General features: G+C 66.1%; 1 protein-coding gene (cut by a window edge). It reads right to left on the bottom strand.

Annotated features, from left to right (window positions below):
* Positions 1-14,405 carry the 5' portion of a non-ribosomal peptide synthase/polyketide synthase gene (locus ACFYOW_RS35675; protein WP_387294436.1) on the bottom strand. 3,280 nt of this gene lie to the left of the window's left edge, so the window shows 14,405 of its 17,685 coding nt (coding positions 1-14,405); it begins with the start codon at positions 14,403-14,405; its stop codon lies off the left edge, out of view.

Here is a 14,405-nt window from a genome sequence, read left to right as displayed (position 1 = left end):
ACCGAGCGTCGCATGGCGAGCACGACGGTCGCCTCCGGACCGACCCCGTCGGCAATCAACTTGCGCGCCAACCTGTTGACCGCAGCGTCGAATTCGGCATAGGTGAGCAATGAATCGGATCTCGCATCGATCAACGCGACACACTCGGGCGTCAGCGCCACCTGAGCATCGACAAGATCCGCCAATGTCGCCGAGGCCACCGGATGCGCGGTCCTGTTCCACTCCTCGAGCAACCGCGCACGCTCTGCCGCACCGAGCAGATCCAACTCACCGACAGCCGTGTCCGATTGGACAACAACCGATTCGAACACTCGCAGCAGCTGCGCACTGAACCGCTGCGCACTAGCGGGCTCGAACAAGTCCGTCGCGAATCCGAGCGCGAGATCGATGCCCTCGGCCGCGCCGTCCGCACCGTAGTGATCGATGGCGAACAAGTGCAGATCGAATTGCGCGACCCCACTGTCGAATTCGAGTTCTCGAACTTCGAGCCCAGGCAGCCGTAATTCACCGCGCTCGTGATTCTGGAACGAAAGCCCGACCTGGAACAGCGGATGCCGCGCTGTCGATCGCTCCGGATTCAGCACCTCCACCAAACGCTCGAACGGCACATCCGCATGCGAGAACGCGGCGATATCGACTGCTCTGGCCCGCTCCAGCAGCGCATCGAAGCTTTCACCGCCATCGACCCGAGTACGCAGCACCAGCGTGTTCACGAACATGCCGATGACATCGTCGAGTTCCGCATCGCCCCGGCCGGCGATCGGCGTACCGACCGCGATATCCGAACTGCCCGACAGCCGAGCGAGAAGTGCGGAGAATGCCGCGTGTACCACCATGAACAGCGTTGCGCCACTGCGTCGTCCGAGCGCGACGAGCGCGCTGTGCAACCGCGCGTCGATCGCGAACTCCACTTTCGCGCCGCGCAAACTCTGCCGCGCGGGCCGCGGGTGATCGGTCGGCAGCGCCAGTTGATCCGGCAGTCCGTCCAGCGTCCTGGTCCAGAACGCGATCTGCTGTGCCGAAAGCGATTCGGGCTCATCCTCGCGGCCGAGCAGTTGCCGCTGCCACAGTGCGTAATCCGCGTACTGCATGGCGGGCGGTGTCCAGCCGGGCGCACTTTCGTCCAGGCGTGCGCTGTAGGCCAGCATCAGATCACGGACGAATGGCGCGAGCGAGGATCCGTCCGCGGCAATGTGATGCAGCACCGCCGCCAATACGAACTCCGCACGCCCCACTATCCGGAACAGCCGCATCCGCACCGGGATATCGGCGGTCACATCGAACGTGGTGGCCGCCAGCTCCCGAATCCGTTCCGGCAGTTCGGCTTCAGAGATATCTATCGGATACAGCGATGGGATCGCCTGCACGACCGGCACGATCACCTGGGTCGCCGCACCGTCGACTTCCGGATACCGCGTCCGCAGCGATTCATGTCGGCCGATCAGATCCGCGACCGCGCCCCGTAGCGCCGCGATATCCAACGCGCCGGTGAGCCGCAGCGCCAACGGAATGTTGTAGGCAATGGAGTGCTGGTCGAATTGGTTGAGGAACCACATGCGCTGCTGTGCCGGGGAGAGCGGAATCCGGTCCGGACGGGCGCCGGCCACCAGCGCCGGCCTGGTCGCAGCCATATCGGTCGCGCTCACCGCCGCGGCGAGGTCGGCGACCCGCGGTGATTCGAACAATGCGCGGACTCCGACGGTGCGCCCTAGCGCGGCCCCGATGCGAGCGGCGGCTTTCGCGGCCAGTAGGGAGGAACCGCCGAGGGCGAAGAAGTCGTCATCCGCGCCGATCAGACCGTCCATTCCGAGCACATCCGCGAAAGCCCCGGCGACGATCTCCTCTTCGACAGTCCCGGGCTTACGATAGGTCGTCGCCTCGAACTCGGGCGCGGGCAACGCCGCTCGATCCAGCTTTCCGTTGACGGTCAATGGAATTCGATCCACCGCCACGATCGCGGCGGGCACCATGTGCTCAGGCAACCTGCGCGCGAGCTGTTGTCGCAGCTGCGCCCGATCGACCGCGTCGAAGCCGACCACATACGCGACAATGCGCGGCTCATCCACCAGATCGCTGCGCACGACCACCGCCACCTCGCGCACCGCTGCACTCGCATCCAGCAGCGCCGCCTCGATCTCCCCCAACTCGATGCGGAACCCACGCAGGTTCACCTGCTGGTCGGCCCGGCTCAGATACTCCAACTCGCCGTCGGCCGTCCACCGTGCGAGGTCACCGGACCGATAGGCCAGCGCACCATTCCCCGCGTACGGATCGGCCACGAACCGGCTCGCGGTGAGCGCGGGCCGTCCGAGATAGCCACGCGCCAACTGACCACCGGAGACGTAGATCTCGCCGGGCACCCCGACCGGCACCGGCCGCAGCCGCGCATCGAGCACCCGCACGACCAATCCGGGTATGGCCCCACCGATCACACTCGCCGAGCCGGTACCCGCCTCGATCGGCCGGAAGGACACATGCACGGTGGTCTCGGTGATGCCGTACATATTCACCAGTCGCGGCGACCGCGGATGCCGAGCGAACCAGCCGACCAGCCGCTGCGGTTCCAATGCCTCGCCGCCGAAGATCACATAGCGCAAGGCGAGTTCGGCAGGCTCCGCGGCAATCAGTTGATAGAAGGCCGACGGCGTCTGGTTCAGCACCGTCACCCGTTCCGCGGCAAGCAGTTCCAGGAACTGCTGCGGTGATCGCGAGGTGTAGTAGTCGACCACCACGAGCGTGCCGCCGTGCAGCAGCGCACCCCAGAGCTCCCATACCGAGAAGTCGAAGGCGTAGGAATGGAACAGGGTCCAGACATCCGAGGGCCCGAACTCGAAGTGGCACCGAGTGTTATCGAGCAGACGCAACACATTGCGGTGCGGGATGACCACGCCCTTCGGGTTCCCGGTAGATCCGGAGGTGTAGACGACGTAAGCCGTATGCGCCGGATTCAGCGGCCTGCGTCGCTCCGCCCGGGAGATGGCGGTCGAACACTGATTCGCGGCAGCGATATCGATCACCGGCCCACCGAACCAACCGGGTGCCAAATCGGTTCCGGCGCTGGTTATCGCGCAGATCGGCCGGGCGTCATCGAGTACGTATTCGATCCGATCCGCCGGATAATTCGGATCGATCGGTAGATAACCGCCGCCCGCCTTGATCACCGCGACCAACGCGACGACCAGTTCTAACGACCGCGGCAGCGCCACCGCCACCAGCGCTTCCGGTCCGACCCCGGCCGCGATCAACCGCCGGGCCAGCCGGTTCGACCAGGCGTCGAGTTCGGCATAGGTCAGCGATCGCGTCCCTGCCCGGACGGCGACCGCTGTCGGATCGATCGCGGCGACCAGCGCGAACCGGTCGGCCAGCGTGGCGGTTTCGGTGACATAGGCCCTTGTCGGAGTGGACCATTCGTACAGTGCGCGATGCTGTTCCTCGGCACTGAGCAATTGAATATCCCCGACCACGACCGTGGCATCGGCGGCGATGGCGGCCAACACCTGGGTGAAACGGCGACCGAGCACCGCGATCGTCTCCGCGTCGAAAAGATCTGTCGCATAGGTGATCTCGATCTCCATGCCATCGGCACGGCCATCGGCGTCATCGGATTCGATCACCGTGAACTGCAAATCGAATTTCGCTGCCGCCGCGTCGAATTCGACCGGACGCACCACGAGATCGGCGAGTTCGAGCGGCGGCAACGTGAAGTTCTGGAAAGTCAGCACCACCTGGAACAGCGGATTCCGATTCTGTACCCGTGTCGGCGCGATGACCTCGACGAGCCGCTCGAACGGCACGTCCGCATGCGACAGCGCCTCGATATCCCGTGCGCGCACGGTATCCAGCACCGTCTCGAACCGCGCCCTGGTGTCGATCTGGGTGCGCAATACCAGGGTGTTGACGAACATCCCGACGAGCCCGTCCAACGCGGCATCACCGCGACCCGCGACCGGCGTGCCGATCGCGATATCGTCACTCACCGACAAGCGGGACAACAAGACGGCCAGCGCCGCATGCATCGTGCTGAACAGCGTCGTTTCCCGCTTGCGGGCCAGTTCGCGCAGTTCACTGTGTAGATCGGAGTCGATGCGGAGCCGGTGGGTGTGACCGCGATACGACGAGACGGCCGGTCGCGGCCGGTCGGTGGGAAGCTCGAGTTGTTCGGGCAGACCCGCCAGCGCGCGCCGCCAGAAGGCGAGCTGCCGGTGCGCCTGCGACTCCGGATCCGCATCGTCACCCAGTGTTTCGGCCTGCCAGAGCGTGTAGTCGGCATACTGCACGGGCAATGCCGCCCATGCGGGCACGATGCCATCTCGACGCGCGGTATAGGCGGTCATGAGATCGCGCGCGAGCGGTCCGAGCGAGAATCCGTCGGCCGAAATATGGTGCAGCACAATTGCCAGCACGTGTTCGCGACCATCGGTGAACAGTCGGGCCCGCAGTGGCACCTCGGTGGTCAGATCGAAAGTCATCGCCGTGAATGCGGAAAGGTGTCGCTCGAGTTCCGCTCCGGTGATCAGCTCCGGTTGCAATGGCGGAACAGCCGCAGCGATGATCACCTGCTCCGCACCATCGGTTCCGCCGGGATAGATCGTCCGCAGGGTCTCGTGCCGAGCGACCACATCCGCCAGCGCGGCGGATAGTGCAGCCACATCCAGATCACCGGTGAGCCGCAGCGCCACCGGGATGTTGTCCACGGCATCGCCCGGACCGGCGCAATCGTCGGCAAGGAACCGGTTGAGGAACCACATGCGCTGCTGAGCCGGTGAGAGCGGAATCCGCGCCGGGCGCGGGCGCGCGCTCAACGCGATATAGCCGCGTGCCTCATGCGCCTGCGTCGCGGCCGCCAATGCCGCAACCGTAGGCGCCTCGAACAGCATCCGCACCGGCAGCCGCATATCCAGCGCTGCCCCCAACCTGGCCACGACCTGGCTGGCGTTGAGTGAGTTTCCACCGAGTGCGAAGAAATCATCGTCGAGACCGACCAGCTCGACATTCAGCACCTCGGCAAAGGTCCGCGCCACGATTTCCTGGGTCACCGTGACGGGAGCCCGGAAAACCGCAGCCTCGAACACGGGTGCCGGCAGGGCCTTCCGATCCAGCTTGCCGGAAGCATTGAGCGGAAATTCATCGAGCACGACGAACGCAGACGGCACCATATACGCGGGCAGTTGCCTGCTGAGAGCGGATTTCATGGCATCGGTATCGACCTCGGTCTCCGCGACGACATAAGCGACCAGTTGCTGCCCGTCCCCCAGCACCACCACCGCCTGCGCGATCGAATCCAAGCCGGTGATCGCGGTTTCGATTTCACCGAGCTCGATCCGCAGACCACGCAGCTTGACCTGGAAATCGGTGCGCCCCGAATACTCGAGCGCCCCATCCGCACGCCAGGTCACGAGGTCCCCGGTCCGATACATCCGCGCACCATGGCCGAACGGATTCGCGACAAACCGATCACTGGTCAGATCCGGCCGCCCGATATACCCGCGCGCCAATTGCGCACCGGCCAAATACAACTCGCCCGCAACCCCCACCGGCACCGGACGCAACCGCGCATCGAGCACATAGACCTGGGTGTTGAATACCGGCCCACCGATCGGCACGGTATCCACATCGGCATCGGTGATCTCATGGCTGGTGACATCCACCGCCGCCTCGGTCGGGCCGTACAGGTTGTGCACTGCCGCATCGGTCAGCTCACGCAGCCGATGCGCAGGCTTCGGCGCCAATGCTTCTCCCGACGCGAATACCGTCCGCAGCGAATCACATTCAGCCGCTGCCGGTTCCGCGACGAACACCACCAACATCGACGGCACGAAATGCGCGACACTGACTCCTTCGCGGCGAATGACCCGCGCCAAGTACGCCGGATCACGATGCCCATCCGGCCGCGCCACCACCAAACGCGCCCCGACCTGCAATGGCCAGAAGAACTCCCACACCGACACATCGAAGGTGGCGGGCGTCTTCTGCAGCACGACATCATCGCTGGTCAGCGAGTAAGTGTCCTGCATCCACACCAGACGATTGACGATCGCCGCATGCGAAACCGCGACTCCCTTCGGCCGCCCCGTCGAGCCGGAAGTGAAGATCACGTACGCGGCATTGCCCGGCACCAAGGAGCCGAGCCGATCGTCATCGGTGACCGGGGCGTCCGAATAGTCGGAGGTGTCGAACAAATCCACATCGAGCACCGCCCACGCGCACGAGCGCTCATCGGTGTCGAGATCCAGCCCATCTTCCGAGCGGGTCAGCACGCACACCGGACGCGCCAGCCGTAGCGCCTGGGTGATCCGCTCGGCCGGGTGCTCCGGATCCACCGGGACATACGCACCGCCCGCCGTGAGTACGGCGTAGATGGCCACGACCAGATCCACCGATCGCCGCATGCCGATGGCCACCGTGGTATCCGGACGAACCCCGATCGACACCAACAGCCGCGCGAGCCTGTTCACCCGCCCCGCGAATTCCGCATATGTCAGCGTCGCGTAGCCACTCGATGAGGGGTGGTGATCGGGTGACGGGTGGGCCGGCGACTCGCCCTCGAAGGTGACCGCAATGGCATCCGGAGTCCGCGCTGCCTGCGCCTCGAACAGCGATACCAGCGTCGTTTCGGCATCCACCGGATGCGCAGTCGCATTCCAGGTGTCGAGGATCATCGCCCGCTCGTCATCGGCGAGCAGATCGATATCACCGATCCGCACGTGTGGATCGGCGACCGCATCGAGCACGCGCTGCAGCCGAGTCGCGAACGAAGCGACTGTCCGCGCGTCGAACAGGTCGGTGGCATACTCGAAAATCGCTGCGATACCGGCGGCGCCGACAGACTCGGTCAGCGTCAATTGCAGATCGAATTTCGCTGTCCGCGTGTCGATATCGAGCATCGAGGCCGCGAGCCCGGCCAACTCCAGACTGGTCTGCGCGGTGTTCTGGAAGTCGAGCATGACCTGGAACAGCGGATGCCGGGTCGCGGAACGCTCCGGATTCAATACCTCGACCAGCCGCTCGAACGGCACATCGGCATGTCCGAGGGCGCGCAGATCACCATCGCGGGCCGCCGCGATCAATTCGGCAAAAGTCAGTTCGGGCCGCACATCGGCCCGCAGCACCAGGGTGTTGACGAACATCCCGACGAGCCCATCCAACTCGGCGGCGCCACGACCGGCGACGGGGGTCCCGATCGCAATATCACGCTGCCCGGCGAGTTTCGCCAGCAGCGTGGCGAACGCCGCGTGCAGCACCATGAACAGGGACGCGTTCGCGCGCTCCGCCACATCACCCAGCCGACGATGGGTCGCGGCATCGATGGTGAAGGCATAGCGCGCACCACGACCCGACGCGACCGCCGGACGCGGCCGATCCCCCGGCAGTGCCAGCGCATCCGGCAGATCGGCCAATTCGGTCGACCAATACCGGATCTGCCGGGCGATCAGCGATTCCGGATCGTCCTCGGCACCCAATGTTTCCCGCTGCCACAGCGTGTAGTCGGCATACTGCACCGGCAGCGACACCCAGTTCGGCTCCGCGCCCACGCAACGTGCGGCGTAAGCGACCATCAAATCCCGAGTAAGGGGCGCGATGGACCAACCGTCCGCACTGATGTGATGGATGGAAACAACCAGTACGTGCTCGGTCCCAGTGCGCAGCAGTGTGAGTCGAACCGGTGCTTCCCGATCCACCGCGAAAGGCATTGCCGCCAGCGCTCGAACCCGATCAGCCAACACCGTAGCGTCGACCGGCTCCGGCACCAGCGGCACCGCTTCGACCGGCAACACTTCCTGCTGCGGCACACCGTCGACCGCTGGATATCTGGTGCGCAGCACCTCATGCCTGCCGATGACATCGGTGACCGCATCCGTCAGTGCGCCGAGATCGAGCGCGCCGACCAGTCGCACCGCGGCCGTCAGGTTATTCGCGACCGAGGCGGCATCGAACTGATTGAGGAACCACATCCGCTGCTGTGCATAGGAGAGCGGCACGACATCGGGCCGGGCCTGCGCGACCAACGCCCGTCGCGCAGGCCCCGAACCGGGCAGATGCGCGGCCAACGCCGCCACGGTCGAATGCTCGAACAACAGCCGGACCGGAATATCGACATCGATGGCCGCGCCGATGCGCGCGGCAATCTGCGTGGCCACCAGGGAGTTTCCGCCGAGTGCGAAGAAGTCGTCGTCCAGCCCGACCCGATCGACACCGAGCACCGCCGCGAACACCTCGGCAACCGCATGCTCGGCAGACGTGACAGGTGCACGAAAGGTCTCGGCGGTCAGCACCGGATCGGGCAATGCCTTGCGATCCAATTTGCCCGAGCTGGTCAGCGGCATTTCCGCCAATCCGACATAGGCCGTCGGCACCATGTACGAAGGCAGCACGGCGCGCAGCCGCTGCCCCAGCACATCGGCCAGCTCCGCCGCTGGCATGTCCGTGACCACATAGGCGACCAGCAGCTCACCCGCCGCGTGCGCGAACACCCGAACAGCGGCGGCCCGCACATCGTCGGCAGCGACCAGCGCCGCCTCGATCTCACCGAGCTCGATCCGCTGCCCACGCAGCTTTACCTGAAAGTCACTGCGCCCCAGGTACTCCAGATCACCGGCCCGATTGCGCCGCACCAGGTCTCCGGTCCGATACATCCGGGCTCCGGCCGGTCCGTACGGATTGGCAACGAACCGCTCGGCGGTCGATTCCGCCCGACCGTGGTATCCGCGCGCCGACTGAACGCCGGAAAGGTAGAGCTCGCCCACGACCAGGTCCGGCACCGGCCGCAACCGCGCGTCGAGCACCAGCACCTGACTCGAACGCACTGGCCGACCGATAGGCACCGCCCCCGCCACCGTCGGATCCACGGGCGCATAGGTGGCGTGCACCGTAAATTCCGTTGGGCCGTACAGATTGTGCAGCTCGGCTCGGCACACGGCAGCGAAGCGGGCCGCGACTTCACCGGTCATCGCCTCGCCCGCCACGAAAACCGTACGCAACGAGGCGATCTCGGCAATACCGGTGGCATCGGCGAATACCGTCAGCATGGACGGCACGAACGAGGTCATCGTCACCTGGTGCGCCGCGATGGTCGCGGCCAGATACGCGCTGTCCCGATGCCCGTCATGCTCGGCGACCACCATGCGCGCACCACGCGTCAACGGCGCGAACAGTTCCCACACCGACACATCGAAGGTCGCCGGAGTCTTGAACAGAACCACATCGTCGGCCCCGATGCCGTATTCGTCGGCAATCCAGTCGATCTGATTGACCACCGAGGCATGCTGTACCGCAACACCTTTCGGCAAACCGGTGGATCCGGAGGTGAAGATGACATACGCGGTATTGGTTGCCCGCAACGGACGCAGCCGATCCGAATCCCGCACCGGCGCATCCGAATAACCGGAGCAGTCCCGTGCATCGACCGCCGGGACCGAGGGGCCGATCGACCACCCGTCACCCGCCCGAGTCAGCACACATACCGGCCGAGCCGAGGCAACGACCTGCGCACGCCGCGCCGCCGGTTGATCCGGGTCCACCGGCACATACCCGCCACCCGCGGTCAGTACGGCATAGGCCGCGACAACGAACTCCACCGACCGCCGCATACCCAGCACAACCAGCGTCTCGGGCCCGACTCCGGCGGCGATCAGCCGCCGAGCGAGCCGATTCACTCGCCGCGAGAACTCCGCATACGTCAGCGCACCATGCCCGTCGACCAGTGCGACAGCATCGGGCGTCCGCCGCACCTGCGTCTCGAACGCGGCGGGCAGCGTCGCGACACGGCTCGACGACTCCGCGATTCCGCACTCGATCGCGCGCTGGCGACCCGCCACATCCAGCAGTGGCAGATCGCCCACCGCCAGCTCGGCATCGACCACGATCGCGCGCAGCAACCGGACCAACCACTGCGCATAGTCCGCGATGGTGGATTCGTCGAATAGATCTGTGGCGTAGTTGAATTCCGCACAGACCCCCGCCGGTGCCGAACCTTCCCTGAGTCCGGCACCGGCGAAGCCTTCGGTGACCGTGAGCTGGAGATCGAATTTGGTCACTCCGGTGTCCAGGGTACTGGTGCAGACCGACAAATCGGGGAGTTCGAAGGCGATGTCCGCAGCATTGTCGAAAGCGAGCAATACCTGGAACAGCGGATGCCGCGCCTGCGAGCGCGGCGGGTTGATGGCATCGACCAGCTGCTCGAATGGCAATTCGGCATGGCCGAAGGCGGCGAGATCGGTCTCGCGCACCCGTGCCAGCAGCGACGAGAAGGGGGCGGCGGCATCGACCACGGTCCGCAGCACCAGGGTGTTGACGAACATGCCGATGAGATCGTCCAGCGCACGTTCACCACGGCCGGCCACCGGCGTGCCGACGACGATGTCATCGCTTCCGGACAGCCGCGACAACAGCACAGCGAGTGCGGCATGCAGCACCATGAAGTTCGAAACACCCTGGTCACGGGCAAGTTTCACGACCTCGGCGTGCACGTCGCCCGGAATTTCGAAACCGAACACCGCACCCCGCCCGGATGCGACGGCAGGCCGGGACCGATCGGCGGGCAGCTCGATCAGATCGGGCGCACCGGCGAGCGTGGACGTCCAGAACTCCAGCTGCCGCGCCGACGCGGCATCGGGATCCTCGGCCGAGCCGAGCAATTCATGCTGCCAAAGGCTGTAATCCGCGTACTGCACCGAAAGCGGCGACCATTCCGGCCCATTGCCCGCGTGCCGAGATCCATACGCGGACATCACATCTCGTGCCAACACCCGCAGCGACACGCCATCCGCGGCAATGTGGTGCAGCACCAGCGCCAGCGCGCAGCTCTCGTCATCGACCAGGAAAATCCGTGCCCGAATCGGTATTTCACGCTCCAGATCGAATCCGAGCGCCGCGAACCGAGCCAGCTCGTCGTCCAGTTCGTCCGCACCGATCGACTCCGGCTCACCCACGACGACAACCTCGTCCGCGGACAACACGACCTGCTTGGCCGCCGCTCCAGCCGACACCACGGGAAAGATCGTGCGCAGCACCTCATGCCGATCGACCAGATCGGCCAAGGCCAGCCGCAGTGCGGAAATATCGACCGCACCGCGCAATCGCACCACGAACGGCATGTTGTAACCGGCGCTGGAAGTCTCGAACCGGTTGAGGAACCAGATCCGCTGCTGCGCCGGAGATAGCGGAACCAGCGGCGGCCGGTGCCGCGCCCGCAGCTGCGCGAGCACCGGCACGCCACTGGATCCACCCGCCCGCTCGATGAGTTCGGCGAGTGCGGCCACCGTGGTAGCGGTGAACAGTTCGCGAACCCCGAGCCGACAGCCCAGTTCGGCGCCCAATCGCGCCGCGACCTGGGTGGCCACCAAACTATTGCCGCCGAGCGCGAAGAAATCGTCGTCGCGCCCGACCCGATCGTGTCCGAGCACCGCACCGAACACCCGCGCGACCGTGGCCTCCACCGGCGTCGCGACCTCGGCGTAGTCGCTCGAGATCCGCTCGGGTGCGGGCAGCGCGGCACGATCCAATTTGCCGGAGGCATTGACCGGCAGCGCATCCATCACCACGAACGCGGCGGGCACCATATACGCGGGCAGCGCATGCAGTGCCGCGGTGCGCAGTTCGGCGGGAGACACCGCGCCGGGCTCGGCTTCGACCGCATAGGCAACCAACTGCTCGCCCACTCCGTCATCGCGCACCACGACCACCGCGCGCACCACCGAATTGACGGCCCCGAGCACGGCTTCGATCTCACCGAGCTCGATCCGCAACCCGCGCAACTTCACCTGAAAATCGGTGCGGCCCAGGTACTCCAGTTCACCGTGGGTGGTCCAGCGCACCAGGTCGCCGGTGCGATACATCCGGGTGGCCGACCCGAACGGATCCGCGACGAACCGATCGGCGGTGAGCCCGGGGCGGCCGACATAACCACGGGCGAGCTGTACCCCCGACAGATACAGCTCGCCCGCAGCCCCGACCGGTACCGGCCGCAGCCGCGAATCGAGCACGTAGAGCCGGGTGTTGAAGACCGGCGCGCCGATCGGCACCGAGAGGGTATCGGTATCGGTCACTTCATGGAAGGTGACGTCCACCGCCGCCTCCGTGGGACCGTACAGATTGTGCAGCCGCGCACCGGTCAGCGCCCGCAGCCGCTGCGCCGGCGCCGCGGGCAGCGCTTCACCGGACGCGAAGACCGTACGCAGCGCGGTACCATTTGCGTACTCTGACTGTGCCAGAAAGACTTCCAGCATCGATGGCACGAAATGTGCTGTTGTCACGCCATATTCGTCGATCGCTGCCCGCAGGTAGGCCGGATCGCGATGGCCGTCGTGCTCGGCGAGCACCAGCCGCGCGCCGATCTGCAACGGCCAGAACAACTCCCACACCGACACATCGAAGGTGGCGGGCGTCTTCTGCAGTACGACATCATCCGCCGACAGCCGATACTGCTGCTGCATCCACACCAGCCGATTCACGATCGCCTCGTGGGTGACGGCCACCCCCTTCGGCAGCCCGGTCGAACCCGAAGTGAAGATCACGTACGCGGGCTGCCCCGGCCGCAGCGTGGCGGTGCGTTCCCGATCCCAGACCGGACCATCCGGATATTCCGCAAGATCCCGCTCATCGAGACGGATCACCGTTACTCCGGAAAACTCCGCGGCTTCAGTTGTCAGTACACATGCCGGTCGCGCGGTGGCCAGAATGTGCGCGGTGCGCTCGGCCGGATGATCCGGATCCAGCGGCACATACGCCGCCCCCGCGGCGAGCACGGCGTACATGGCGATTACCAGCTCCGGTGACCGGCGGATGTTGAGCGCGATCAGCGTCTCCGGCCCGACGCCGAGTCCGATCAAATGCCGTGCCAGCCGATTGCTGCGCGCCGCGAGCTCCCGATAGGTCAGGTCCGGCACACCCGCGAACAGCACCGCAACCGCATCCGGCGTCCGCGCGACCTGCGCCTCGAACAGCGAAACCAGCGTCGGCGCACCGGCGACCGCCGCGGGCACATCGAATCCGGTCGCATTCCAGATCCGGGTGCTGACCTCGAGTTCCAGCTCGGTCGCCACCGCCACCGCCGCCATCGGCGTATCGACCTCGGTCGCCACCAGCCGCTCCAGATACCGCACGAATCGCCTCTGATGGCGCGCAATGTCATCGGCGGCATAGAGATTCGGATTCGCCTCGAAATCGACGTGCACGCTGTCGCGCTCGCCGTAATAGACATTGAGGCTCAGATCCTCCACCGGCCCGGTGGACAACACGTGGTACCGGCCGACCGTTTCGCCCAGTGTCAGCTCGCTACCGAACAGCATGATGTTGGCCAGTGGTCCGAACAGCGCGCGGCGCGCGGGCCGCCCGTCGTGCTCGGCATCGCGGCGGATGTCCTCGTGCCGATACCGCTGGTGCCGCAGCGCAGCCGCCACCTCGACGCGCGCCGCCCGCAGCAGATCCCCCCAGGTACCGTCGACCGCGAGCCGCAGCGGCACGATATTCGACAGCATTCCGGCCGACCGCCGCATGAGCGCGGTGATGCGCGCCGTCACCGGCAGACTCAGCACCGCCTCGTCCTGATCGGTGAGCCGCCCGAGATATCCGGCGAAGGCCGCGAGCAGTACCACCGCGAGCGTCGAATCCTGGTTCACCGCAAGCGTATTCATCCGATCCACGAGCGCGTCCGGCAATATCCGCTCCACCACCAGATTGGTCGCCGCGCGCGGTGCGGTCCGCCCGTTCAGACTGGTCGCGCCGTCGAGCCCCGCGATCCGCTCGGCCCAGTGCGTCCGGTCGGTCTCGAAACGCGAACTGTCCCGGTAGGCGAGCTCACCCTCGACCAATTCGGCCATCGCCCCCGGCTGGACCGCCTGCGGCTCGGTGCCGAGCACCCTGGCGGTATACAACTGCGCCACCCGCTGCGTATTGGTCAGCGCGCCGAACCCGTCGAGCACGATGTGATGCGCCCGCAGGTACCAGAAGCACCGCTGGTCCGCGACCCGCAGCACGGCGCCTGCGAACAGCCGATCGGTCAGCATGTCGACCGGCGCGCTCGCATCCGCCCGCATCCATTCGTGCGCCGCAGCCACCGCATCGGCGTACTCGCGCAGGTCGATCGCCTGGATATCGACCGAATTCCTGTGATCTACGCACTGATTCGGCACACCGCCGGATTCGCCGAGGCGCACCAGCACCGACTCGTATTCTTGCGCCGCAATGACCGAAACCTCTTGCAGGATCGCGGGATCCAGCACGCCGGGCACGTCGACGTATTGGGCCACATTGATCGGCACGTCGGGATCGAGCAACTGCGCGTACCAGACCCCCAGCTGCGCCGGTGCGAGCGGAAACGGCCGGTTGTCCGGAGCGTCCAGTAAGCAGTCACTCGCCAGGCGCGCGGCCCCGTCCGGTCGCGCCCCACCCAACTCCGTACCGTGCAC

It is taken from the genome of Nocardia sp. NPDC006982, assembly GCF_042869435.1.
GTDB lineage: Bacteria > Actinomycetota > Actinomycetes > Mycobacteriales > Mycobacteriaceae > Nocardia.
The sequence above is the reverse complement of the archived record's forward strand: the minus strand, read 5'-3'. Positions and strand labels throughout refer to the sequence as shown.